This is a genomic window from Streptomyces sp. DH37, assembly GCF_029813835.1.
GTDB lineage: Bacteria > Actinomycetota > Actinomycetes > Streptomycetales > Streptomycetaceae > Streptomyces.
This window is the reverse complement of sequence record NZ_JARVKV010000006.1, coordinates 151,989-177,227: the sequence shown is the minus strand read 5'-3', so window position 1 is coordinate 177,227 and position 25,239 is coordinate 151,989. Positions and strand designations below refer to the sequence as shown.

Genomic DNA, 25,239 nt, shown 5'->3' with positions numbered 1-25,239 from the left:
ATGAGCAAGATCCTGATCCGCGGCGCGAAGGTGCTGGGCGGCGAGCCACAGGACGTCCTGGTCGACGGCGGGACCGTCGAGGCCGTCGGCACCGGCCTGGACGCGGCCGGCGCCCGCGTGGTCGAGGCCGGCGGGCAGATCCTGCTGCCGGGCCTGGTGGACCTCCACACCCACCTGCGCGAGCCGGGCCGCGAGGACTCCGAGACCGTGCTGACCGGCACCCGCGCCGCCGCGGCCGGCGGCTACACCGCCGTCCACGCCATGGCCAACACCTTCCCCGTCGCCGACACCGCCGGCGTCGTCGAGCAGGTCTGGCGGCTGGGCAGGGAGTCCGGCTACTGCGACGTGCAGCCGGTCGGGGCCGTCACCGTCGGCCTGGAGGGCAAGCAGCTCGCCGAGCTGGGCGCGATGCACGACTCGGCCGCCTCGGTGCGCGTCTTCTCCGACGACGGCAAGTGCGTGGACGACGCGGTGATCATGCGCCGGGCGCTGGAGTACGTCAAAGCCTTCGACGGCGTCATCGCCCAGCACGCCCAGGAGCCCCGCCTGACCGAGGGCGCCCAGATGAACGAGGGCACGGTCTCCGCCGAGCTGGGCCTGGGCGGCTGGCCCGCGGTCGCCGAGGAGTCGATCATCGCCCGCGACGTGCTGCTGGCCGCGCACGTGGGCTCCCGGGTGCACATCTGCCACCTGTCCACCGCCGGATCGGTGGAGATCGTGCGCTGGGCCAAGTCCAAGGGCTGGAACGTCACCGCCGAGGTCACCCCGCACCACCTGCTGCTCACCGACGAGCTGGTGCGCTCCTACGACCCGGTCTACAAGGTCAACCCGCCGCTGCGCACCGAGGCCGACGTGACCGCCCTGCGCGAGGCGCTGGCCGACGGCACCATCGACTGCGTCGCCACCGACCACGCCCCGCACCCCCACGAGGACAAGGACTGCGAGTGGGGCGCGGCCGCCATGGGCATGGTCGGCCTGGAGACCGCCCTGTCCGTCGTCCAGCACACGATGGTGGAGACCGGACTGCTGGACTGGGCGGGCGTCGCCGACCGCATGTCCTTCCGCCCGGCGGCCATCGGGCGCCTGGCCGGCCACGGGCGGCCCATCTCGGCTGGTGAGCCCGCCAACCTCGTCCTGGTCGATCCGTCCTACCGTGGAGCGGTGGATTCCGCACGTTTCGCCTCCCGCAGCCGGAACACCCCCTACCAGGGCCGCGAGCTGCCGGGCCGCGTCACGCACACGTTCCTGCGGGGCAGGGCGACAGTCATGGACGGAGAGCTCGCATGAACCTCCCACCGGCATCACTGGCCATCCGGTACGCCGCGGCGCCCGAGTCGCAGCAGGTCACGGACTGGGCGCCCCGGATCGCCTGGGTGATCGGCCTCCTCCTGGTCGTCGCCCTGGTGTACTGGCTGATGCGGGAGGGCTGGACGTGGCGCTCGGTGCTCCAGTCCGACCTCCCCGAGTTGCCCCAGGCGCCCGCCGGCCCCGGCGAGCCGAAGTTCACCATGACCGGCCGCTACCACGGCTCCACCACGGCCGGGCAGTGGCTGGACCGGATCGTCGCCCACGGACTGGGCGCCCGCAGCCGCGTCGAGCTCACCCTCACCGAGCACGGCGTGGACGTGGTGCGGCCCGGGGCGAACGACTTCTTCATCCCGGCCGACCGGCTGCGCGGCGCGCGGCTCGACAAGGGCATCGCGGGCAAGGTCCTCACCGAGAACGGCCTGCTGGTGATCACCTGGGAGCACGGCGACCGCCTGCTCGACTCCGGTTTCCGCTCCGACCGCGCCGCCGAGCACACCGCCTGGCTGGAAGCCCTCCGGGCGATGTCCACCGGGTCCTCCGGCGGGCCCTCCGGCACCACAGACGAACCCCACGGCACCACTGACGCTGCCGCCACCACGCACCACGAGGAAGGCGCACGATGACGACCTCCGCCCGCAAAGCCTCCAGGGTGCCCGCCGTACTCGTCCTGGAGGACGGCCGCACCTTCCGCGGCCACGCCTACGGGGCCGTGGGCGAGACCCTCGGCGAGGCCGTGTTCTCCACCGGCATGACCGGCTACCAGGAGACCCTGACCGACCCGTCCTACCACCGCCAGGTGGTCGTCATGACCGCCCCGCACATCGGCAACACCGGCGTCAACGACGAGGACCCCGAGTCGAGGCGGATCTGGGTGGCCGGCTACGTCGTGCGCGACCCCGCCCGGGTGCCCTCCAACTGGCGCTCGGTGCGCACCCTGGACGAGGAGCTGACCGCCCAGGGCGTCGTCGGCATCAGCGGCGTCGACACCCGGGCGCTCACCCGCCACCTGCGCGAGCGCGGCGCGATGCGGGTCGGCATCTTCTCCGGCGACGCCGTCACCGACGAGGCGGCCATGCTGGCCAGGGTGAAGGCCGCCCCCGAGATGACCGGCGCCGACCTCGCCGCGGAGGTCGCCACCACCGAGGCGTACACCGTCCCCGCGATCGGGACCAAGCGCCTCACCGTCGCCGCCGTCGACCTGGGCATCAAGGGCATGACCCCGCACCGGATGGCCGAGCGCGGCATCGAGGTCCACGTGCTGCCCGCCACGGCCACGGTCGAGGACGTCTACGCGGTCGACCCGGACGGGGTGTTCTTCTCCAACGGACCCGGCGACCCCGCCACGGCCGACCACCCCGTCTCCGTCATGCGCGGGGTGCTGGAGCGCTCCACGCCGCTGTTCGGCATCTGCTTCGGCAACCAGGTGCTCGGGCGCGCGCTCGGCTTCGGCACCTACAAGCTCAAGTACGGCCACCGCGGCATCAACCAGCCCGTGCAGGACCGGCTCACCGGCAAGGTCGAGGTCACCGCGCACAACCACGGCTTCGCCGTCGACGCCCCCGTCGACGCGCCCAGCGACACCCCCTACGGGCGCGCCGAGGTCTCCCACGTCTGCCTCAACGACGGCGTGGTCGAGGGCCTGCGCCTGCTCGACCGGCCCGCGTTCAGCGTCCAGTACCACCCCGAGGCGGCGGCCGGACCGCACGACGCCGCGTACCTCTTCGACCGCTTCGTCTCCCTGATGGAGGGCCAGCGTGCCTAAGCGCACCGATATCCAGTCCGTCCTGGTCATCGGCTCGGGCCCGATCGTCATCGGGCAGGCCGCCGAGTTCGACTACTCCGGAACCCAGGCGTGCCGCGTCCTGAAGGCCGAGGGCCTGCGCGTCATCCTGGTCAACTCCAACCCGGCCACGATCATGACCGACCCGGAGATCGCCGACGCGACCTACGTCGAGCCGATCACGCCGGAGTTCGTCGAGAAGATCATCGCCAAGGAGCGCCCCGACGCGCTGCTGCCCACCCTCGGCGGCCAGACCGCGCTGAACACCGCGATCTCCCTCCACGAGGCGGGGGCCCTGGAGAAGTACGGCGTCGAGCTGATCGGCGCCAACGTCGAGGCGATCCGCAAGGGCGAGGACCGGGACCAGTTCAAGGACGTCGTGGAGGCGGTCAACGCCAGGATCGGGCACGGCGAGTCCGCCCGCTCGGTCATCTGCCACTCCATGGACGAGGTCCTGGCGGGCGTCGAGGGACTCGGCGGCTACCCCGTCGTCGTCCGGCCCTCCTTCACCATGGGCGGCGCCGGCTCCGGCTTCGCGCACGACGAGGAGGAGCTGCGCCGCATCGCGGGCCAGGGCCTGGCGCTCTCCCCGACCACCGAGGTGCTCCTGGAGGAGTCCATCCTCGGCTGGAAGGAGTACGAGCTGGAGCTGATGCGCGACCGCAACGACAACGTCGTGGTCGTCTGCTCCATCGAGAACTTCGACCCGATGGGCGTCCACACCGGCGACTCCATCACCGTGGCCCCGGCGATGACGCTGACCGACCGCGAGTACCAGACCCTGCGGGACATCGGCATCGCCGTCATCCGCGAGGTCGGCGTCGACACCGGCGGCTGCAACATCCAGTTCGCCGTCAACCCCGAGGACGGCCGGGTCATCGTCATCGAGATGAACCCGCGCGTCTCGCGCTCCTCGGCGCTGGCGTCCAAGGCCACCGGCTTCCCGATCGCCAAGATCGCCGCCAAGCTGGCCGTGGGCTACACCCTCGACGAGATCCCCAACGACATCACCGAGCAGACCCCGGCCTCCTTCGAGCCCACGCTCGACTACGTGGTGGTCAAGGTCCCGCGCTTCGCGTTCGAGAAGTTCCCGGCCGCCGACTCCACCCTCACCACCACCATGAAGTCGGTCGGCGAGGCCATGGCCATCGGCCGCAACTTCCCCGAGGCGCTGAACAAGGCGCTGCGCTCGCTGGAGAAGAAGGGCAGCCAGTTCGACTTCACCTCCCCGGTGGGGGAGAAGGACGAGCTGCTGGCGGCCGCCCGGCGCCCCACCGACGGCCGGATCAACACCGTCATGGCCGCCATCCGGGCCGGGGCGAGCCCCGAGGAGGTCTTCGAGGCCACCCGCATCGACCCCTGGTTCGTCGACCAGCTCTTCCTGGTCAAGGAGATCGCCGACGAGCTGGCCGGGGCCTCCCGCCTCGACCCCGGACTGCTGGCCGAGGCCAAGCGGTACGGCTTCTCCGACGCGCAGATCGCCGCGATCCGGGGCCTGCGCGAGGACGTCGTCCGCGAGGTCCGCCACACCCTCGGCGTGCGCCCCGTCTACAAGACGGTCGACACCTGCGCCGCCGAGTTCGCCGCGCGGACCCCGTACTTCTACTCCTCCTACGACGAGGAGAGCGAGGTCGCGCCGCGCACGAGGCCCGCGGTGATCATCCTCGGCTCGGGCCCCAACCGCATCGGCCAGGGCATCGAGTTCGACTACTCCTGCGTCCACGCCTCCTTCGCGCTGCGCGACGCGGGCTACGAGACCGTGATGGTCAACTGCAACCCCGAGACCGTCTCCACCGACTACGACACCTCCGACCGGCTGTACTTCGAGCCGCTCACCCTGGAGGACGTCCTGGAGGTCGTCCACGCCGAGCGGCAGGCCGGCCCCGTCGCGGGCGTCGTCGTCCAGCTCGGCGGCCAGACCCCGCTGGGCCTGGCCCAGGCGCTCAAGGACAACGGCGTCCCCGTCGTCGGCACCTCCCCGGAGGCCATCCACCTGGCCGAGGACCGCGGCGCCTTCGGCCGGGTGCTGGCCGAGGCCGGGCTGCCCGCGCCCAAGTACGGCACCGCCTTCTCCTTCGAGGAGGCCAAGGAGATCGCCGCCGGGATCGGCTACCCGGTCATGGTCCGCCCCTCCTACGTGCTGGGCGGGCGCGGCATGGAGATCGTCTACGACGAGCCGTCGCTGGCGGAGTACCTCACCCGCCACGCCGGCCTGATCTCCGAGCACCCGGTGCTGATCGACCGCTTCCTCGACGACGCCATCGAGATCGACGTCGACGCGCTCTACGACGGCGCCGAGCTCTACCTCGGCGGCGTGATGGAGCACATCGAGGAGGCCGGCATCCACTCCGGCGACTCCGCCTGCGCCCTGCCGCCGATCACCCTGGGCGGCCACGACATCAAGCGGCTGCGGGCCTCCACCGAGGCCATCGCGCGCGGCGTCGGGGTGCGCGGACTGATCAACATCCAGTTCGCGCTGGCCGGGGACATCCTCTACGTCCTGGAGGCCAACCCGCGCGCCTCGCGCACCGTCCCCTTCACCTCCAAGGCCACCGCCGTGCCCCTGGCCAAGGCCGCCGCCCGGATCTCGCTGGGCGCGACCATCGCCGAGCTGCGGGCCGAGGGCATGCTGCCGGCGAGCGGCGACGGCGGCACCCTGCCGCTGGACGCGCCGATCTCGGTGAAGGAGGCCGTGCTGCCCTGGAGCCGCTTCCGCGACGTCCAGGGCCGCGGCGTGGACACCGTGCTCGGCCCGGAGATGCGCTCCACCGGCGAGGTCATGGGCATCGACTCGGTCTTCGGCACCGCCTACGCCAAGTCGCAGGCCGGCGCGTACGGCGCGCTGCCCACCAAGGGCCGGGCGTTCGTCTCGGTGGCCAACCGCGACAAGCGCTCGATGATCTTCCCGGCCCGTGAGCTGGTCGCCATGGGCTTCGAGCTGCTGGCCACCTCCGGCACCGCCGAGGTGCTGCGCCGCAACGGCATCGACGCCACCGTGGTGCGCAAGCAGAGCGAGGGCGAGGGGCCGAACGGCGAGAAGACCATCGTCCAGCTCATCCACGACGGCGAGGTCGACCTCATCGTCAACACCCCCTACGGCACCGGGGGCCGCCTCGACGGCTACGACATCCGCACCGCCGCGGTCGCCCGCTCCGTGCCCTGCCTGACCACGGTCCAGGCCCTGGCCGCCGCCGTACAGGGCATCGAGGCCACCTCGCGCGGGGACGTCGGCGTCCGCTCGCTCCAGGAGCACGCGGAACACCTGATCGCCGCCCGCGGGGAGTGACCGCGGGGTGGGGGGACGCCGGCAGCGGCGTCCCCCCACCCCCGGCGCGAGAGCACCCGCCGGATCCCTTTACCGCCCCGCCGCCCCGCCGCCCGGAAGACCCGCATGTACCCCCTGCTGTTCACCCTGCTGTTCAGACGTATGGACCCCGAGCGGGCCCACCACCTGGCGTTCGCCCTGATCCGGCTGGCGGCCCGCGTCCCCGGCCTGCGCGCCCTGGTCGCGGCCGTCGCGGCCCCGAGCCGGGCGCAGGCGCGTGCCCTGGCCACCGAGGCCTTCGGCCTGCGGATGCGCGGCCCCTTCGGGCTGGCCGCCGGCTTCGACAAGAACGCCGTCGGCATCGACGGGCTCACCATGCTCGGCTTCGACCACGTCGAGATCGGCACCGTCACCGCGCACGCCCAGCCCGGCAACCCCGGGCAGCGGCTGTTCCGCCTGGTCGCGGACCGGGCGCTGATCAACCGCATGGGCTTCAACAACGACGGCTCCGCCGCCGTGGCCGCCCGCCTGGCCGGGCGCCGGGCCGTCTTCCCCGCCACCGTCGGCGTCAATATCGGAAAGACCAAGGTCACCCCCGAGAGCGAGGCCGCCGGCGACTACGCGCTCTCCGCCTCCCGGCTGGCCCCGTACGCCGACTACCTCGTCGTCAACGTCTCCTCGCCCAACACCCCCGGCCTGCGGAACCTCCAGGCCACCGAGCACCTGCGCCCGCTGCTCGCGGCCGTGCGCGAGGCCGCCGACGCCGCGGTGCCCGGCCGCCGCGTACCGCTGCTGGTCAAGATCGCCCCCGACCTGGCGGACGAGGACGTCGACGCGGTCGCCGACCTCGCCGTCGAACTGGGCCTGGACGGCATCATCGCCACCAACACCACCGTCGCCCGCGACGGCCTCGGCCTGGTCACCGACCGGGCCGAGATCGAGGCCATCGGCGCCGGCGGCCTGTCCGGCGCGCCGCTGAAGGACCGGTCCCTGGCGGTGCTGCGGCGGCTGTACGCGCGCGTCGGCGACCGCGTCACGCTCGTCGGCGTCGGCGGGGTGCGCACCGCCGACGACGTCTGGGAGCGCGTCCTGGCCGGGGCCACCCTCGTCCAGGGCTACAGCGCCTTCGTCTACGAGGGGCCGCTGTGGTGCCGCCGCGTCCACCGGGGCCTGGCCGCGCGCCTGGCCGCGAGCCCGTACGCCACCCTCGCCGAGGCCGTCGGCGCCGACACCCGGAAGGTGACCCCCTGATGACCGCCCCGCAGACCCCGCGGGCCCCCGAGCCCTTCGGCGCCCGGCTGCGCCGCGCCCTGGACGACCGCGGCCCGCTGTGCGTCGGCATCGACCCGCACGCCTCGCTGCTCACCGCCTGGGGCCTGGACGACGACGTGGCGGGCCTGGAGCGGTTCACGCGCACGGTCGTGGACGCCCTCGCCGACCGGGTCGCCGTCCTCAAGCCGCAGTCCGCCTTCTTCGAGCGCTTCGGCTCGCGCGGGATCGCCGTGCTGGAGCGGGCGATCGCCGACGCCCGCTCGGCCGGGGCCCTGGTGCTCACCGACGCCAAGCGCGGCGACATCGGCTCCACCATGGCCGCCTACGCCGCCGCCTACCTCGACCCGGGCAGCCCGCTGTTCTCCGACGCCGTCACCGTCAGCCCGTACCTGGGCTTCGGCTCGCTGCGGCCCGCGCTGGACGCCGCGCGGGCGGCGGGCGCGGGCGTCTTCGTGCTCGCCCTCACCTCCAACCCGGAGGGCGCCGAGGTGCAGCGCGCCACCGCGGCGGGCGGCGCGTCGGTCGCCCAGACGGTGCTCGACCACATCGCGCGGGAGAACGCCGGGGCGGCCCCGCTGGGCTCGGTCGGCGCCGTGGTCGGCGCGACGCTGGGGGAGACCGGCGCGGACCTGGCGGTCAACGGCCCGCTGCTGGCCCCGGGGCTGGGGGCGCAGGGGGCCACCGCCGCCGACCTGCCGGAGGTCTTCGGCGACGCGGTGCGCAACGTGGTGCCGAGCATCAGCCGGGGCGTGCTGGGCCGGGGGCCGTCGCCGCGGGCCCTGCGGGAGGCCGCCGCGCGGGAGGCAGGCGCACTGCGGGAGGTCCTGGGCTGAGTCCCGGCGCCCGGGCAGAACCGGAGCGTCCGGAAAAACCGGGGAACCTTGCGGAATCGGCCCGCCGAACCACCCCTTTGTCAGGAAATGTCCAGGTCGGCTTGAGTCTGACCTGGACTTTTCGTCTGTTCTCGCTGACTCAGACGCCAAGGGCCGCTAGTCTCCGACGAGAGCACCGCGAATTCCGGGGTTCTCGCAGGTCCGGAGGACCGGGGGTCCGGGGCGTACCCGGGTCCGGGGGACCGAGGAGACGTGTTGCTCGTTGCTCACCAGGTGCGGGAACACTAGGTTCCTCACCGACCAACATCCGACCAGTTCGACATCCGAGGTGACGTAGGCGTGGCTCTTCCGCCCCTTACCCCTGAACAGCGCGCAGCCGCGCTCGAGAAGGCCGCCGCGGCTCGCCGGGAGCGCGCCGAGGTCAAGAACCGACTGAAGCACTCCGGCGCCTCGCTCCACGAGGTCATCAAGCAGGGCCAGGAGAACGACGTCATCGGCAAGATGAAGGTCTCCGCCCTCCTGGAGTCCCTGCCCGGCGTCGGCAAGGTCCGGGCCCGCCAGATCATGGAGCGGCTCGGCATCTCCGAGAGCCGCCGGGTGCGTGGCCTGGGCTCCAACCAGATCGCCTCCCTCGAGCGCGAGTTCGGCGGCGGTTCCGCCTGACGTTTCCAGGTCCCCCTGGGAACCGGGATAATCGCCGTATGAGTGAACGTCCGCGACTGACCGTGCTCTCCGGCCCCTCCGGGGTCGGCAAGAGCACGGTCGTCGCTCATCTGCGCAAGGTCCACCCGGAGATCTGGCTCTCGGTGTCCGCCACCACCCGCAGGCCGCGCCCCGGCGAACAGCACGGCGTCCAGTACTTCTTCGTGGACGACGAGGAGTTCGACAAGCTGGTCGCCAACGGCGAGCTGCTGGAGTGGGCCGAGTTCGCGGGCAACCGCTACGGGACCCCGCGGCGGGCCGTGCTGGACCGGCTGGAGGCGGGCGACCCGGTGCTCCTGGAGATCGACCTCCAGGGCGCGCGGCTGGTCCGCGCGTCGATGCCCGAGGCCCGGCTCGTCTTCCTGGCCCCGCCCAGCTGGGACGAGCTGGTCCGCCGGCTCACCGGCCGCGGCACCGAGTCGCCCGAGGTCATCGAGCGGCGGCTGGCGGCCGCCAGGGTCGAGCTGGCCGCCGAGTCGGAGTTCGACGTGACCCTGGTCAACACCTCCGTCGAGGACGTCAGCCGCGAGCTGCTAGCCTTGATGAAGGTTTCGTGATCGTCGCCGGACCACCGGGCAGGACAGCCGCCGGGCTCCGGGACACCGGCTGGGGGCCGCCCGCCCCGGGGGCCCGGCCGGATCACTGCCCGTCTTATCCACCGCAGCGGAAGGCAGAGCGTGTCCTCTTCCATCACCACGCCCGAGGGCATCATCAACCCGCCGATCGATGAGCTGCTCGAAGCCACCGACTCGAAGTACAGCCTGGTGATCTACGCCGCCAAGCGCGCGCGCCAGATCAACGCCTACTACTCGCAGCTCGGTGAGGGCCTGCTGGAGTACGTCGGCCCGCTGGTGGACACCCACGTCCACGAGAAGCCGCTGTCGATCGCGCTCCGCGAGATCAACGCGGGGCTGCTGACCTCCGAGGCCGTCGACAACCCGGCGCAGTGAGGCCCCGGCCGCCGTCGGCGGCCGCGGAGCCGCACACCAGCACCACCGCCACGGGCCCGGCAGCGCGGCTGCCGGGCCCGTGGTGTGTCATGGGTACCGGCGGGCGCGTCCTCGGGCGCGCCCGCCCGCGACGCGAGTGAGCGGCCCGCGGGCCGCGGAGCCGGGGAGAGGCGAGGGATGGACAGGTCCGACAAGCCCAGAGTCGTCCTGGGGGTCAGCGGCGGCATCGCCGCCTACAAGGCGTGCGAGCTGCTGCGGAGGCTGACGGAGTCCGGCCACGACGTACGGGTGGTGCCGACCGGATCGGCGCTGAGGTTCGTGGGCGAGCCCACCTGGGCGGCGCTGTCCGGCAACCCCGTGACCACGGGGGTGTGGGAGGACGTCCACGAGGTCCCGCACGTCCGCATCGGGCAGGAGGCCGATCTGGTCGTCGTCGCGCCCGCCACCGCCGACACGCTCGCCCGGGCCGCCCACGGCCTCGCCGACGACCTGCTGACCAACACCCTGCTCACCGCGCGCTGCCCGGTGGTCTTCGCGCCCGCCATGCACACCGAGATGTGGGAGCACCCCGCCACCCAGGAGAACGTGGCCGTCCTGCGCCGCCGCGGCGCGGTCGTCGTCGAGCCCGCCGTCGGCCGGCTGACCGGCAAGGACACCGGCAAGGGCCGCCTGCCGGACCCCGGCGAGATCTTCGAGGTCTGCCGCCGGGTCCTCGCCCGCGGCGCCGCGCCCGGGCGCGACCTGGCCGGACGCCACGTCGTGGTCAGCGCGGGCGGCACCCGCGAGCCGCTGGACCCGGTCCGCTTCCTGGGCAACCGCTCCTCCGGCCGCCAGGGGTACGCCCTGGCCCGCACCGCGGTGGCGCGCGGGGCGCGGGTGACCCTGGTCGCCGCCAACACCGCCCTGCCCGATCCCGCGGGCGCGGACGTGGTGCGGGTGGGCACCGCCGCGCAGCTGCGGGAGGCCGTGCTGAAGGCCGCCGAGGACGCGGACGCGGTGGTCATGGCCGCGGCCGTGGCCGACTTCCGGCCCGCCCGCTACGCCCAGGGGAAGATCAAGAAGCGGGAGGGCCGGGAACCGGAGCCGATCGCCCTGGTCCGCAACCCCGACGTCCTCGCCGAACTCGCCGAACTCTCCGCCGCCCGCCCCCGCCCCGGGCAGGTGGTCGTCGGCTTCGCCGCCGAGACCGACGACGTCCTGGCCAACGGCCGGGCCAAGCTCGCCCGCAAGGGGTGCGACCTGCTGGTCGTCAACGAGGTCGGGGAGGACAGGACGTTCGGCTCGGAGGAGAACGAGGCCGTCGTCCTGGGCGCGGACGGCAGTGAGACACCCGTGCCGCACGGCCCCAAGGAGGCCCTCGCCGACACGCTCTGGGACAAGGTCGTCCACATGCTGAACACACGGTGAACGCCCCGGGGAAGGGGCCGAGGAGCCGCGCCACCTGGGCGGGCGGCCCGTTCCGGGCGCGGTCCCTCCCCTTCCGCGCGAGCCGTGCGGTGCGCCGGGTCGTGTCGCAGTGCGAGACGTCCTGGCCGATCCGTGACGAGCTGCGGATAAACTGACGACGGACCGCGCTCGGGCGCAGCCCGACGCCGGATCCGCACACCAAGTCAGCCAGCAGCCGCTGCAAACCCAGGGAGCGATGTGTCCCGCCGCCTGTTCACCTCGGAGTCCGTGACCGAGGGTCACCCCGACAAGATCGCCGACCAGATCAGCGACACCATTCTCGACGCCCTGCTGGAGCAGGACCCGGCCTCCCGGGTGGCGGTGGAGACGCTGATCACCACCGGTCTGGTGCATGTGGCCGGCGAGGTCACCACCGCCGCCTACGCCGACATCCCCACCCTGGTGCGCAACACCGTCCTGGCCATCGGCTACGACTCCTCCAAGAAGGGCTTCGACGGCGCCTCGTGCGGGGTGTCGGTCTCCATCGGGGCGCAGTCCCCGGACATCGCCCAGGGCGTGGACGCCGCCTACGAGCAGCGCGTGGAGGGCGATGAGGACGAGCTGGACCGGCAGGGCGCCGGCGACCAGGGCCTGATGTTCGGCTACGCCTGCGACGAGACGCCGGAGCTGATGCCGCTGCCGATCCACCTGGCCCACCGGCTCTCGCGCCGGCTGAGCGAGGTGCGCAAGAACGGGACCATCCCCTACCTGCGCCCGGACGGCAAGACGCAGGTGACCATCGAGTACGACGGGGAGAAGGCCGTGCGGCTGGACACCGTGGTGGTTTCCTCCCAGCACGCCTCCGACATCGATCTGGACTCGCTGCTGGCCCCGGACATCCGGGAGTTCGTGGTGGAGCACGTGCTGGCCGGTCTGGTGGCGGACGGGATCAAGCTGGACACCGACGGCTACCGCCTGCTGGTCAACCCCACCGGACGGTTCGAGATCGGCGGCCCGATGGGGGACGCGGGCCTGACCGGCCGGAAGATCATCATCGACACCTACGGGGGGATGGCCCGGCACGGCGGCGGTGCCTTCTCCGGCAAGGACCCCTCCAAGGTCGACCGCTCGGCCGCGTACGCGATGCGGTGGGTGGCCAAGAACGTGGTGGCCGCCGGGCTGGCGTCGCGGTGCGAGGTGCAGGTGGCGTACGCGATCGGCAAGGCCGAGCCGGTGGGGCTGTTCGTGGAGACCTTCGGCACCTCCACCGTGGACCCCGAGCGGATCGAGCGGGCCATCGGCGAGGTGTTCGACCTGCGGCCGGCCGCCATCATCCGGGACCTGGACCTGCTGCGGCCGATCTACGCCCAGACGGCCGCCTACGGCCACTTCGGCCGGGAGCTGCCCGACTTCACCTGGGAGCGCACCGACCGCACCGACGCCCTGCGCACCGCCGCCGGACTGTAGCGGCGGCGCACACCACCGGCACACCACCGGCACACCACCGGCACGGCCCGGATCCGCGGCTGCCCGCCCGGACCCGGGCCGTGTCAGTGGGTTCTGGTAGGACTGAGGGCTGTGAGCAGCGAGGACGAGCGGCCGGGCAGGCCCCCGGCGGACGATCCGCCGGGGGGCGAGCAGCTCGCGCTGATCCGCGAGACCGTCCGCCGGGCCAAGCCGCCCCGCGCCCGGCCGCGCACCTGGCGCGGGGCCGAGCTCGCCGAACGCGACCCCGTCGCCCGCGTCCTGGTCGACAAGGGGCTGCTCCACCTCGACCGCCTCTTCGACTACGCCGTCCCCGCCGTCATGGACGCCGAGGCCCGGCCCGGCGCGCGGGTGCGGGTGCGCTTCGGGGCCGGGGAGCGGGGCGGGCGCCGCGAGGGCGGCGGGCTGGTCAACGGCTTCATCGTCGAACGGCGCGCGGACTCCGACTTCCCCGGCGTCCTCGCCCCCATCGCCCAGGTCCTCTCCCCGGAGCCGGTCCTCGGCCCCGGCCTGCTGCGGCTGTGCCGCGCCGTCGCCGACCGCTACGCCGGGGCGCTGGCCGACGTCGTCCAGCTCGCCGTGCCGCCGCGCATGGCCCGTGCGGAGAAGGCGGCGGCCGGGTCCGCCGGACCGCCGCCCCCGCGGCCCGAGGCGGCCTCCTGGGCGCGCTACCCGGCCGGGCCCGGCTACCTGCGGGCGCTGGCCGGGGGCGAGTCCCCCCGCGCGGTGTGGACGGCGCTGCCCGGGCCGCACTGGCCCGACGAGCTGGCCCGGGCGCTGGCCGCCACCCTGGCCTCCGGCCGCGGCGCGCTCGCCGTCCTGCCCGACGGGCGGGTCGCCGCCCGTGTGGACGCCGCCCTCACCGCCCTGGTCGGCGACGGCCGGCACGTCCTGCTCACCGCCGACTCCGGGGCCGAGGCCCGCTACCGCCGCTGGCTCGCCGTCAACCGCGGCGCGGTGCGCTGCGTCGTCGGCACCCGCGCCGCGATGTTCGCGCCCGTGCGCGACCTGGGGCTGGTCGCCATCTGGGACGACGGGGACTCCAGCCACCGCGACCCCCACGAGCCCATGCCGCACGCCCGCGAGGTGCTGCTGCTGCGCACCGCCCGGGAGAAGTGCGCCTTCCTGCTGGGCTCGCACGGCTGCACCGTGGAGGCCGCCCAGCTCGTCGAGACCGGCTGGGCCCGCCCGCTGGCCGCCGACCGCGACGCGGTGCGCGCGAGCGCCCCCCTGGTCCGCACCGTCGGCGACGGCGACGAGGCGCGCGACCCGGCCGCACGCGCCGCCCGGCTGCCCACCCTCGCCTGGAGCACGGTGCGCGAGGCGCTGACGCGCGGCCCGGTGCTGGTGCAGGTGCCGCGGCGCGGCTACGTGCCCCGGCTGGCCTGCGAGCGCTGCCGCGAACCCGCGCGCTGCGCCCACTGCTCCGGCCCCCTGGAGGCCACCGGCGCCGGCGCCCCGCCCCGCTGCGGCTGGTGCGGCCGCGACGAGCCCGGCTGGTCGTGCGCGGAGTGCGGCGGCGCACGGCTGCGGGGCCGGGTCTTCGGCGCCCGGCGCACCGCCGAGGAGCTGGGCCGCGCCTTCCCCGCCGTGCCCGTCCGCACCTCCGGCCGCGACCACGTCCTGGACACGGTGCCCGACCGGCCCGCGCTGGTGGTCAGCACCCCCGGCGCGGAACCGGTCGCCGAGGGACCGGGCTACGCGGCGGCCCTGCTGCTGGACGGCTGGGCGCTGCTCTCCCGTCCCGACCTGCGCGCGGGGGAGGAGGCGCTGCGCCGCTGGCTGGACGCCGCCGCGCTGGTGCGCCCCCACGGCGAGGGCGGCACGGTGGTGGTGATGGCCGAGCCGACGCTGCGCCCCGTCCAGGCGCTGGTGCGCTGGGACCCGGCCGGGCACGCCCGGCGCGAGCTGGCCGAGCGTGCCGAGCTGGGCTTCCCGCCGGTGTCCCGGATGGCCGCGGTGACCGGGCCGCCCGAGGCCGTCGCCGAGCTGCTGGCCGCGGCCGAACTGCCCGCCGACGCCGAGGTCCTGGGCCCGGTGCCGCTGCCGGCGCCCGAGCCGGGGCGGCCCCGGCGCCCCGGCGGGCGTCCACCGGGCGAGCGGTGGGACCGGGCCCTGGTGAGGGTGCCGCCGGGCAGCGGCGCGGCGCTCGCCACCGCGCTGAGGACCGCGCGGGCGGCCCGTCTCGCACGCCGCGAGAGCGCGCCCGTACGCGTCCGCATCGACCCCGAGGACATCGGCTGACCGTGCGCCGGCCCCGCACCGGGCCCGCGGGACGGCCCCGTGCGCACGGGGACGCGGGGCCGCCCGGCGTCCGGCCGAGGGGATGCGGCCGGACGCCGGGCGGCGGGGGAGACGGCTGAGGAGGGGGTCAGCCGTTGCGGGGGCCGGGGAGGGCGCCCGGGCGGGAGTCCGACGGCGGCTGCGTCGGCCGCCCGGGCGGCTGAGGGGCGGTGGCGGACACCGGCGGGGTACCCGGTCCCACGGTCACGGAGCGTGCGGCCGCCCCGGGGCCCTCCTCGTCCCGGGAGGTCCGCGGCACCGCCTCCGCCCCGTCGGCGGCGGAGGCGGTTGTGGGAGCGGCGGTGGTTGTAGGGGCGGCGGTGGCAGGCGCCGCCACCGTGGCGGTGGCCGTGCCGCCCGGCTGGGCGGCGGCCCGGCGCGAGCCGTAGCGGCGGTGGACGGCCTGCTTGGTCACGCCGAGGGCCGAGCCGACCGCGTCCCACGAGAAGCCCAGCGAGCGGTCGAACTCCACCGCCGCCGTCACCAGCGCCTCGACGCTGTCGCGCAGCTCCTGGGCGAGCCGCACGGTGGGGGCCGGAGCCCTGCCGTAGACGACGAAGCCCGTGGACGGACCCGTGCGCCGCGGCCGGTAGACGTTGCCGAGCTGCGCGGTCAGGGTGCGCAGCGCGTCCACCTGCCGGCGGACCCGCTCGATGTCCCGCACCAGCAGGTGCAGACTGGCCCGTGCCCGGGCGTCGGGGGTGGCGTGGTCGGCCATGGTCAAGCCTCTCGGACCGGCGTGGGATCGACCGGCCGCGTCTGCGGCCGTTTCGGTCAAGCTGCATTGACCAACGCCGCACCGGGCGCCGGGGTCACGCTGAGGGAGCGCGAGGGCGGTCGCAAGGTCGCGCACCTGGAGCCATACGCCCTCGGGGAGCGCCCGGAGCGCCCACCGGTTCCGCCGCCGTGACGGGCCGTAGACTGGTGCGCCGTCCCGCGCCCGGCGCCTCCCCGCGTCCCGGCGCGGTCTCATGTCCGTCTCCGAGAGGTGGTCCCGCACCGATGAGGCTCGTCTTCGCCGGCACCCCCGAGGTGGCCGTCCCCGCCCTCGACGCCCTGATCGCATCGGAGAGGCACGAGGTCGCGGCCGTCGTCACCCGGCCCGACGCGCCGGCCGGACGCGGGCGCCGCCTGGTGGCGAGCCCGGTCGCGCAGCGGGCCGAGGAGGCCGGCATCGAGGTCCTCAGGCCCGCCCGGCCGCGCGACGAGGACTTCCTCGCCCGCCTGCGCGAGATCGCCCCGGACTGCTGCCCGGTCGTCGCCTACGGCGCGCTGCTGCCCCGGGTCGCGCTCGACGTCCCGGCCAGGGGCTGGGTCAACCTGCACTTCTCACTGCTGCCGGCCTGGCGCGGCGCCGCGCCCGTCCAGCACGCGATCATGGCCGGGGACGAGGTCACCGGCGCCTCCACCTTCCTCATCGAGGAGGGGCTCGACTCCGGGCCGGTCTACGGCGTGGTCACCGAGGAGATCCGGCCCACCGACACCAGCGGCGACCTGCTGACCCGGCTGGCCTTCGCGGGCGCCGGGCTGCTGGCCGCCACCATGGACGGCATCGAGGACGGCACGCTGCGGGCCGTCCCCCAGCCCGAGGAGGGCGTCAGCCTCGCCCCCAAGATCACGGTCGAGGACGCCCGCGTGGACTGGGCCGCCCCCGCCCTGCGCGTGGACCGCGTGGTGCGCGGCTGCTCGCCCGCGCCCGGCGCCTGGACGCTCTTCCGCGGCGAGCGGCTCAAGCTGCGGCAGGTCGCCCCCGCGCCCGACCGCACCGACCTGGCCCCCGGCGAGCTGGCCGTCGGCAAGAACACCGTGCACGCCGGAACCGGGTCGCACGCGGTCGAACTGCTGTGGGTCCAGCCGCAGGGCAGGAAGCCGATGTCCGCCGCCGACTGGGCGCGCGGCGTGCGCATCCCCCAGGGGGAGCGCCTGGGGGAGTGAGGGGCGGTCCGTCCCGCTCCGGCGGTCCGTCCCGCCCCGGGCGGGGCGCCCGGAGCGGGGATTAGGCTGGAGCGGGCGCCTCCCCCGCGCCGTTCCCGATACCCCCGGAGCACCTTTCCCGTGAGCACCCGGCCGCGCCGTCCCGCCAGGCCCTACCGCCGCCCCAAGAAGGACCCCGTACGCCTGATCGCCTACGAGGCGCTGCGGGCCGTCGACGAGCGCGACGCGTACGCCAACCTCGTCCTGCCCCCGCTGCTGCGCGGGGCCCGCGAGCGCGGCGACATCGACGGGCGGGACGCGGCCCTGGCCACCGAGCTGGTCTACGGCACGCTGCGCAGGCAGGGCACCTACGACGCGATCGTCGCCGAGTGCGTGGACCGCCCGCTGCGCGAGGTGGACCCGCCGGTGCTGGACGTGCTCTCGCTCGGCGCCCACCAGCTGCTGGGCACCCGCATCCCCGCCCACGCCGCGGTGAGCACCACCGTGGAGCTGGCCCGGGTGGTGCTCGGCGACGGGCGGGCGAGGTTCGTCAACGCCGTGCTGCGCAAGGTCGCGGCCGACGACCTGGACGGCTGGCTGGAGAAGGTCGCCCCGCCCTACCAGGAGGATCCCGAGGAGCACCTGGGGATCGTCCACGCCCACCCCCGCTGGATCGTCTCCGCGCTGTGGGACGCGCTCGGCGGCGGGCGCGAGGGCATCGAGGCGCTGCTGGAGGCCGACAACGCCCGGCCCGAGGTCACCCTGGTGGCCCGCCCCGGCCGGGCCACCGCCGAGGAGCTGCTGACCCCCGACGCCGTCCCCGGCCGCTGGTCGCCGTACGCCGTCCGGCTCGCCGAGGGCGGCGAGCCCGGCGCGATCGACGCCGTGCGCGAGGGACGCGCGGGGGTGCAGGACGAGGGCAGCCAGCTCGTGGCGCTCGCGCTGGCGAACGCGCCCCTGGAGGGTGGCGACCGCCGCTGGCTCGACGGCTGCGCCGGACCGGGCGGCAAGGCCGCCCTGCTGGGCGCGCTGGCCGCCGGGCGCGGCGCGTCCCTGCTCGCCGCCGAGAAGCAGCCGCACCGCGCCCGCCTGGTGGCCCGCGCGCTGCGCGGCAACCCGGGCCCGTACCAGGTGGTCACCGCCGACGGCACCCGTCCGCCCTGGCGGCCCGGCAGCTTCGACCGCGTCCTGGTCGACGTGCCCTGCTCCGGGCTCGGCGCGCTGCGCCGCCGCCCCGAGGCGCGCTGGCGCCGCCGTCCCGAGGACCTGGCCGGCTTCGCCCCGCTCCAGCGCGGGCTGCTGACCGAGGCGCTGCGGGCGGCGCGGCCCGGCGGCGTCGTCGGCTACGCCACCTGCTCGCCGCACCCGGCCGAGACCCGGGCGGTCGTCGACGACGTGCTCAGGCACGAGAGCGCCGAGCTGATCGACGCCCGTCCGACGCTGCCCGGCGTCCCCTCGCTCGGCGACGGTCCCGACATCCAGCTCTGGCCGCACCTGCACGGCACCGACGCGATGTACCTGGCCCTGCTGCGCCGGACCTGACGCGCCGTCGGGCGCGGCGGAGGGCCGGGGCCGGTCCGGCGCCCCGGCGGCCGGGGCCGGACGGGTGACACGACATACTGGGGCCATGGTTCAGATCAACCCCAGCATCCTGTCCGCCGACTTCGCGCGCCTGGCCGAGGAGGCCCGTCGCGTCGGAGGACCCGAGGGCGCCGACTGGCTCCACGTGGACGTGATGGACAACCACTTCGTCCCCAACCTCACGCTCGGCGTCCCGGTCGTCGAGTCGCTGAGCAGGGCGACCGACACCCCGCTGGACTGCCATCTGATGATCGAGGACCCCGACCGCTGGGCGCCGCAGTACGTCGAGGCGGGGGCCGGGTCCGTCACCTTCCACGTCGAGGCCGCCGCCGCGCCGGTGCGGCTGGCCCGCGAGATCCGCGCCAAGGGGGCCCGCGCCTCCATGGCGCTCAAGCCCGCCACGCCGATCGAGCCGTACGAGGACCTGCTGCCCGAACTGGACATGCTGCTGGTGATGACCGTCGAGCCCGGCTTCGGCGGCCAGGCGTTCCTCGACGTCATGCTGCCCAAGATCCGCCGCACCCGGCAGCTCATCGACAAGCACGGCCTGCAGCTGTGGCTCCAGGTGGACGGCGGCGTGTCGGCCTCCACCATCGAGCGGTGCGCCGAGGCCGGCGCGGACGTCTTCGTGGCGGGCTCGGCCGTCTACGGCGCGGACGACCCGGCCGCGGCGGTGCGGGCGCTGCGCGCCCAGGCCCGGGAGACCGCGGCCGGGGCCGCCGGCGCGTGCGCCCACTGAGGGCGCCCGAGCGCGCCCGGGAACCGCTCGGGGACGGCGTCGCGGCCCCCGGCATGCGTGCACCGTGCACGGAGTGGATCAGGACCAGCACGGATCTGCGAGGATGAACGCGCAGGGTGAGTACGGCGCGTACACGAGTACGGCGGAACGGTAGCGAGGTGAGTGCGGTGTCGACCGGGCGGTCAGCCACGAGGATGGGTCCCGCCGAGCTGATGCAGGCGGCGGCCATGGCGCGCCGCTTCTATCTGGAGGGCAAGTCCAAGATCCAGATCGCGGACGAGTTCGGTGTGAGCCGCTTCAAGGTGGCCAGAGTGCTGGAGACCGCGCTCGAGCGGGACCTGGTGCGCATCGAGATCCGCGTCCCGGCCGAACTGGACGCCGAGCGGTCCGACGCGCTGCGCGCCCGCTACGGGCTGCGCCACGCCGTCGTCGTCGAGTCGCCCTCGGACGCCGCGGAGGACGCCGCCGACCCGGAGAACCTCGGCGAGGTCGCCGCCGACCTGCTCGGCGAGCTGGTCACCGAGGGCGACGTCCTCGGCCTGGCCTGGGGCCGCTCCACCATCCACATGGCCACGGCGCTGCACCGCCTCCCGCCGTGCACCGTCGTCCAGCTCACCGGCGTCTACGACGCGGGCACCGCCGAGCGCGGCTCGGTGGAGGCGGTGCGCCGCGCCGCCGCCGTCTCCGGCGGCGAGGCCCACCCGATCTACGCGCCGATGCTGCTGCCGGACGCCGCCACCGCCGCCGCGCTGCGCGGCCAGACCAGCATCGCCGCGGCGTTCGAGTACTTCGACAAGGTGACCGTGGCGGCGGTGTCCATCGGCTCCTGGGAGCCGGGCGTCTCCACCGTCCACGACATGCTCAGCGCGGAGGAGCGCGCCCACTACGCCTCCCTCGGGGTCGCCGCCGAGATGTCCGCCCACCTCTTCGACGCCGAGGGCCGCCGCATCGGCCGCGACCTGGGGGAGCGCTGCATCACCGTCGAGGCCGACCGGCTGCGCCGCATCCCCGAGGTCATCGCCATCGCCGGCGGGCGCCGCAAGGCCGAGGCGATCGGCGCGGTGCTCCGCTCCGGGCTGGTGACCAGCCTGGTCACCGACACCGCCGCCGCCGACCACCTGCTGCAGGAGACCGGGCCGGGGCCCCGGCCCGCGCTGGAGCGCGCCGACCCGGACGAGAGCGCGCACTGAGGGCCCGGGCCGGAGGACTCCGGCCCGGTTCCGGGGCGCTTGTGGGAACGTACGGCGGCGACCTCGCTCACCTGGGCTTTTCTCCATGGCCGAAGGTGTGTGCGGGCATGCAACAATGAAGTACGTGCGATTTCTCAACGACCAGCGGCCCCCGTACGACCTGACGTACGACGACGTCTTCATGGTGCCGAACCGCTCCGCGGTCGGTTCCCGGCAGGGCGTGGACCTCTCCGCCCCCGACGGGACGGGCACCACCATCCCGATCGTCGTGGCCAACATGACGGCGATCGCGGGGCGCCGGATGGCCGAGACGGTCGCCCGCCGCGGCGGACTCGTCGTCATCCCCCAGGACATCCCCCTGGACGTCGTCACCGACGTCATCTCCTGGGTCAAGCAGCGGCACCTGGTCCTGGACACCCCCATCGTCCTGGAGCCCACCGCCACCGTCGCCGACGCGCTGTCCCTGCTGCCCAAGCGGGCGCACGGCGCGGGCGTCGTCGTCGACGGGGAGCGCAGGCCGGTCGGGGTCGTCACCGAGTCCGACCTGACCGGCGTGGACCGCTTCACCCAGCTCTCCCAGGTCATGTCCCGCGACCTGCTGCTCCTGGACGCCGACATCGACCCGCGCGAGGCGTTCACCCGCCTGGACACCGCCCACCGCAGGCTCGCCCCCGCCGTCGACGCCGACGGCAGGCTGGCCGGCATCCTCACGCGCAAGGGCGCCCTGCGCGCCACCCTCTACACCCCCGCGACCGACGCCGCCGGGCGGCTGCGCGTCGCCGCCGCCGTCGGCATCAACGGCGACGTCGCGGGCCGCGCCAAGGGACTGCTCGACGCCGGGGTGGACACCCTGGTGGTGGACACCGCCCACGGCCACCAGGAGTCCATGCTCTCCGTCCTCGGGACGATCCGCGGTCTGGACCCGCAGGTCCCCGTCGCCGCGGGCAACGTCGTCTCCGCCGAGGGCGTCCGCGACCTGATCGAGGCGGGCGCCGACATCGTCAAGGTCGGGGTCGGGCCGGGCGCCATGTGCACCACCCGCATGATGACCGGTGTGGGCCGCCCGCAGTTCTCCGCCGTCCTGGAGTGCGCCGCCGAGGCGCGCAGGCACGGCAAGCACGTCTGGGCCGACGGCGGCGTGCGGCACCCGCGCGACGTGGCCATGGCGCTGGCCGCCGGCGCCTCCAACGTCATGATCGGCTCCTGGTTCGCCGGGACGTACGAGTCCCCCGGCGACCTCCAGCAGAGTGCCGACGGGCGCCTGTACAAGGAGAGCTTCGGCATGGCCTCCGCCCGCGCGGTGCGCAACCGCACCGCCGAGGAGTCCCCGTACGACCGGGCCCGCAAGGCGCTGTTCGAGGAGGGCATCTCCACCTCCCGGATGTTCCTCGACCCGGCCCGGCCGGGCGTGGAGGACCTGATCGACTCGATCGTGGCCGGGGTGCGCTCCTCGTGCACCTACGCCGGCGCCGCCACCCTGGAGGAGTTCGCCGAGAAGGCCGTCGTCGGCGTCCAGAGCGCCGCCGGCTACGCCGAGGGCAAGCCGCTGCACGCCAGCTGGTAGCCCGCCCCCGTACGGCGCCCGCGGCCCGCCCCCTTTCCGGGGCGGGCCGCGGCTGCTTCGATGGCGCCATGAGCGGACCGCTGCACGAGAGGACACGTCAGGGCCACGGCGGCACGGGGGCCGGGGCCATCACCCCCGACGGCTGCGCGGTGGAGGTCTACACCCGCCTCCCGGTCGGCGACGAGCCCGAGGTCGTCGCCTCGGCCGTCCCCGCCGGGGCGACGCTGCTGGAACTGGGCTGCGGGACGGGCCGGGTCACCCACCCCCTGCTGGAACGCGGCTTCAGGGTGACGGCCGTCGACGAGTCGCCGCGGATGCTGGAGCACGTGCGCGGCGCCCGCACCGTGTGCTCGCCCATCGAGACCCTGGAACTGGACGAACGCTTCGACGTCGTCCTGCTGTCCTCCTTCCTGGTCCACGCGGGCGACGTCCGGGTGCGCGACGCCCTGCTGCGCGCCTGCCGCCGGCACGTCGCCGACGACGGCTGCGTACTGGTCCAGCGCGAGGGCGAGGACTGGCACGAGAAGGTGCCGCGGGAGCGCAGGGCCGGGGACGGCCTGGTCCGGATCGCCGCCGCCGACCCCACCGACGACCCGCGGGTGTCCTCCATCCGCTGCGAGTACGTCTTCCCGGACGGCACGTGGACCCAGACGTTCCTCTCCCGGCGGATGGACCGGGAGGAGTTCGAGGGGGCGCTGGCCGGCGCGGGCCTCGCCGTCGACGCCTACCTCACCGAGGACCGGACCTGGGTGCGGGCCCTGCCCGTACGGTGATCCTCCGACGCGGGACGGCCGACGCGGCCACGCGTACGGCGTCCGCGGCGCCTCGGTGTGCGACTCTCTGAGCCGAAACACGCGATACGCGCCGTACGTCCCGTACGCGACCGACCCGCAAGGAGCCATGCGCGATGGACCAGGGCACCGCGCCTCCCGCCCCCGACCCCGCTCCGCGCCACGGGGCCGGCACCGCCTCCCGGCTGACGCGCCGCAAACCCGTGGAGCGGCTCGTCGCCGAGAGCGGCGAGGGGGAGGGCGGCGCCCTGCGGCGCTCGCTCGGCCTGTGGCAGCTCACCTCGATCAGCATCGGGGCGACGCTGGGCACCGGCATCTTCGTCGTCCTGGGCGAGGCCGTGCCCGAGGCGGGGCCCGCCGTGATCCTCTCCTTCGTCCTCGCCGGGCTGACCGCGCTGTTCTCCGCCCTGTCCTACGCCGAACTGGCCGGCACCATCCCGGCCTCCGGCTCCTCCTACAGCTACACCTACGCCACCATGGGCGAACTCCTGGGCTGGGTGATCGGCTGGTGCCTGATCCTGGAGTACGGGGTGTCGGTGGCCGCCGTCGCCGTCGGCTGGGGCCAGTACCTCAACGAACTGCTCGGCGGCACGATCGGCGTCACCATCCCCGACGCCCTCTCCGCGCCGCCGGGCGACGGCGGGATCGTCAACCTGCCCGCCCTGCTGGTCGTCCTGCTCGCCATGGTCCTCCTGCTCGGCGGCGCCCGCGAGAGCGCCCGCGCCAACGCCGCCATGGTGGTGGTGAAGATCGGCGCGCTGCTGATGTTCTGCGCCGTCGCCGTCACCGGCGTACGGGCCGGGAACTACACGCCGTTCGCACCGCTGGGCGTGGCCGGGATCAACGCCGCCGCCGCGACGCTGTTCTTCTCCTACATCGGCTTCGACGCCGCCTCCACCGCGGGCGAGGAGGCCAGGAACCCCCGGCGCGACCTGCCGCGCGCCATCATCCTGTCGCTGGTCATCGTCACCGTGCTGTACTGCCTGGTCGCGGCCGTCGCGGTGGGCGCCATGCCCTGGCAGGACTTCACCGGCACCGAGGCCGCCCTCGCCGGGATCATGGAGGAGGTCACCGGCCGGGCCTTCTGGTCCGTCCTGCTGGCCCTCGGCGCCGTCATCGCCATCGCCAGCGTCGTCCTGGCCGTCCTGTACGGGCAGACCCGCATCCTGTTCTCCATGGCCCGCGACGGGCTGATCCCCAAGGTGTTCTCCCGGGTGCACCCGCGCACCGGCACCCCGCGCGCCAACACCCTGATCGTCTCCGCCTTCTGCGGCACCCTGGCCGCCGTGGTCCCGCTCGGCCGCCTCGCCGACGCCACCAGCATCGGCACGCTCTTCGCCTTCGCGCTGGTCAACGTCTCGGTCGTGGTCCTGCGCCGCACCCACCCGGAGACGCCCCGCGGCTTCCGCGTACCGCTCTCACCGCTGCTGCCCGCGCTGGGCTTCGGCTTCTGCGTGTGGACGATGGCCGGCCTCGACGCCGTCACCTGGACCGTCTTCGGCCTCTGGCTGGCCGGGGGCCTGGTGCTCTACTTCGCCTACGGCATCCGCCACTCCCGCCTCAACACCGACGCCGCCCACGGCGGCCGCTAGCCCGGGGCGGGTCCGCCCCGGGCGCACGAGCGGTCCGGGCCCTTCCGGGCCCGGACCGGGACGCTCACGAGCACTCGTCGGACTTCCCGACGGCCTGGGCGTAGGCGGCGATGAACTCCTTCATCGCCGTCTCGCCGGGTGCCTCGTCCTGGTCGGCCCTCGCTGTCACGAAGAGCTTGCGGCCGGGCCGTCGGGGCTCCGGGCAGACGACCTCTCCGACAGCCCCCTCGTCCGAGTAGAGGTAGCGCCCGTCCTCCGTCTCCTTGTCGCCCGGTTCGACGCCGGCGAGGAAGGACGCGACATCGGACGGCGACCTCCCCTCCTTCTGCCAGTCGACACCGACGGAGAGCACCTGCCTCCCGTCCACGGACACACGGCACCGGGTGAGCCCCTCCACGCCGGAAGAGGTCTGTGTGGACACCTCTTTCCCCGGCGGCATGAGGGGTTCCAGGGCTTCGGTCTGCACGGCCGTGCCGCACAGCGAGCCGGGGATCTCGTACTCCCTTTCCCTCTCCTCCGCGCATGCGGACACGCCGAGGGTGAGTGCGAGCACCCCGATGGATGCCGCTCGGAGCTGGCCTCTTGGTTTCATGGTGTTCCCGAG

Annotated in this window: 21 protein-coding genes; 19 read left to right on the top strand and 2 right to left on the bottom strand. The window is 74.6% G+C overall.

The annotated features are described in order from the left end of the window. The 12 genes from QC029_RS05785 to QC029_RS05730 all read left to right on the top strand — a co-directional run bounded on the left by QC029_RS05785 (position 1) and on the right by QC029_RS05730 (position 15,225). Complete coding sequence (locus QC029_RS05785; protein WP_279554307.1) at positions 1-1,287, top strand: dihydroorotase; 1,287 nt, start codon at positions 1-3, stop codon at positions 1,285-1,287. Continuing rightward, positions 1,284-1,931: a hypothetical protein gene (locus QC029_RS05780; RefSeq protein ID WP_279554306.1), complete on the top strand. Its 648-nt coding sequence runs from the start codon at positions 1,284-1,286 to the stop codon at positions 1,929-1,931. The genes QC029_RS05785 and QC029_RS05780 overlap by 4 nt, the downstream gene beginning before the upstream one ends. Beyond that, positions 1,928-3,070 (top strand): glutamine-hydrolyzing carbamoyl-phosphate synthase small subunit, encoded by a 1,143-nt coding sequence (gene carA / locus QC029_RS05775; RefSeq protein WP_279554305.1) that lies wholly within the window; start codon positions 1,928-1,930, stop codon positions 3,068-3,070. The genes QC029_RS05780 and carA overlap by 4 nt, the downstream gene beginning before the upstream one ends. Further along, the gene (carB, locus tag QC029_RS05770; RefSeq protein ID WP_279554304.1) at positions 3,063-6,374 is read left to right on the top strand and encodes a carbamoyl-phosphate synthase large subunit; all 3,312 of its coding nucleotides are present in this window, start codon (positions 3,063-3,065) and stop codon (positions 6,372-6,374) included. The genes carA and carB overlap by 8 nt, the downstream gene beginning before the upstream one ends. 105 nt (positions 6,375-6,479) lie before the next feature. Continuing rightward, entirely contained in the window at positions 6,480-7,604 is a 1,125-nt protein-coding gene (locus QC029_RS05765; protein WP_279554303.1) for a quinone-dependent dihydroorotate dehydrogenase, read from the top strand. Then, positions 7,604-8,458 carry an orotidine-5'-phosphate decarboxylase gene (gene pyrF, locus QC029_RS05760; protein WP_279554302.1) on the top strand — a complete coding sequence of 285 codons (855 nt, stop codon included), beginning with the start codon at positions 7,604-7,606 and terminating at the stop codon, positions 8,456-8,458. The genes QC029_RS05765 and pyrF overlap by 1 nt, the downstream gene beginning before the upstream one ends. A 339-nt stretch (positions 8,459-8,797) precedes the next feature. After that, entirely contained in the window at positions 8,798-9,121 is a 324-nt protein-coding gene (locus QC029_RS05755) for an integration host factor (RefSeq protein ID WP_093656674.1), read from the top strand. 38 nt (positions 9,122-9,159) lie between these two features. Further along, a complete protein-coding gene (gene gmk / locus QC029_RS05750; RefSeq protein ID WP_279554301.1) occupies positions 9,160-9,717 on the top strand; it encodes a guanylate kinase in 558 nt (185 codons plus the stop codon). Positions 9,718-9,837: 120 nt separating this feature from the next. Beyond that, on the top strand, positions 9,838-10,110 hold the full coding sequence (rpoZ, locus tag QC029_RS05745) for a DNA-directed RNA polymerase subunit omega (RefSeq protein ID WP_279554300.1): 273 nt from the start codon (positions 9,838-9,840) through the stop codon (positions 10,108-10,110). 177 nt (positions 10,111-10,287) lie between these two features. Then, entirely contained in the window at positions 10,288-11,517 is a 1,230-nt protein-coding gene (gene coaBC / locus QC029_RS05740; protein ID WP_279554299.1) for a bifunctional phosphopantothenoylcysteine decarboxylase/phosphopantothenate--cysteine ligase CoaBC, read from the top strand. A 237-nt stretch (positions 11,518-11,754) separates the two neighbouring features. Next, positions 11,755-12,963: a methionine adenosyltransferase gene (metK, locus tag QC029_RS05735; protein ID WP_279554298.1), complete on the top strand. Its 1,209-nt coding sequence runs from the start codon at positions 11,755-11,757 to the stop codon at positions 12,961-12,963. Between the two features lie 111 nt (positions 12,964-13,074). Beyond that, a complete protein-coding gene (locus QC029_RS05730) occupies positions 13,075-15,225 on the top strand; it encodes a primosomal protein N' (protein WP_279554297.1) in 2,151 nt (716 codons plus the stop codon). A 127-nt stretch (positions 15,226-15,352) separates the two neighbouring features. Here QC029_RS05730 and QC029_RS05725 read toward each other — a convergent pair whose 3' ends face one another. Next, positions 15,353-15,982 carry a hypothetical protein gene (locus QC029_RS05725; RefSeq protein ID WP_279554296.1) on the bottom strand — a complete coding sequence of 210 codons (630 nt, stop codon included), beginning with the start codon at positions 15,980-15,982 and terminating at the stop codon, positions 15,353-15,355. A 284-nt stretch (positions 15,983-16,266) separates the two neighbouring features. Here QC029_RS05725 and fmt point away from each other — a divergent pair, with 284 nt between their 5' ends. The 7 genes from fmt to QC029_RS05690 all read left to right on the top strand — a co-directional run bounded on the left by fmt (position 16,267) and on the right by QC029_RS05690 (position 24,635). Further along, positions 16,267-17,199, top strand: a complete 933-nt coding sequence (gene fmt / locus QC029_RS05720) for a methionyl-tRNA formyltransferase (protein ID WP_279554295.1) — start codon at positions 16,267-16,269, stop codon at positions 17,197-17,199. Between the two features lie 120 nt (positions 17,200-17,319). Continuing rightward, complete coding sequence (locus QC029_RS05715) at positions 17,320-18,720, top strand: RsmB/NOP family class I SAM-dependent RNA methyltransferase (RefSeq protein ID WP_279554294.1); 1,401 nt, start codon at positions 17,320-17,322, stop codon at positions 18,718-18,720. An 85-nt stretch (positions 18,721-18,805) separates the two neighbouring features. Next, complete coding sequence (gene rpe, locus QC029_RS05710) at positions 18,806-19,498, top strand: ribulose-phosphate 3-epimerase (RefSeq protein WP_279554293.1); 693 nt, start codon at positions 18,806-18,808, stop codon at positions 19,496-19,498. A 194-nt stretch (positions 19,499-19,692) separates the two neighbouring features. After that, a complete protein-coding gene (locus QC029_RS05705) occupies positions 19,693-20,688 on the top strand; it encodes a sugar-binding domain-containing protein (protein ID WP_279554292.1) in 996 nt (331 codons plus the stop codon). A gap of 115 nt (positions 20,689-20,803) precedes the next feature. Then, positions 20,804-22,252, top strand: coding sequence for a GuaB1 family IMP dehydrogenase-related protein (locus QC029_RS05700; RefSeq protein WP_279554291.1), 1,449 nt, complete (start codon positions 20,804-20,806; stop codon positions 22,250-22,252). A gap of 68 nt (positions 22,253-22,320) precedes the next feature. Then, the gene (locus QC029_RS05695) at positions 22,321-23,025 is read left to right on the top strand and encodes a bifunctional 2-polyprenyl-6-hydroxyphenol methylase/3-demethylubiquinol 3-O-methyltransferase UbiG (RefSeq protein WP_279554290.1); all 705 of its coding nucleotides are present in this window, start codon (positions 22,321-22,323) and stop codon (positions 23,023-23,025) included. A gap of 134 nt (positions 23,026-23,159) precedes the next feature. Further along, a complete protein-coding gene (locus QC029_RS05690) occupies positions 23,160-24,635 on the top strand; it encodes an amino acid permease (RefSeq protein WP_279554289.1) in 1,476 nt (491 codons plus the stop codon). Positions 24,636-24,699: 64 nt separating this feature from the next. On the opposite strand, the gene QC029_RS05685 is transcribed toward QC029_RS05690, so the two are convergent. Next, positions 24,700-25,167 (bottom strand): hypothetical protein, encoded by a 468-nt coding sequence (locus QC029_RS05685; RefSeq protein WP_279554288.1) that lies wholly within the window; start codon positions 25,165-25,167, stop codon positions 24,700-24,702. Positions 25,168-25,239: the final 72 nt, after the last annotated feature.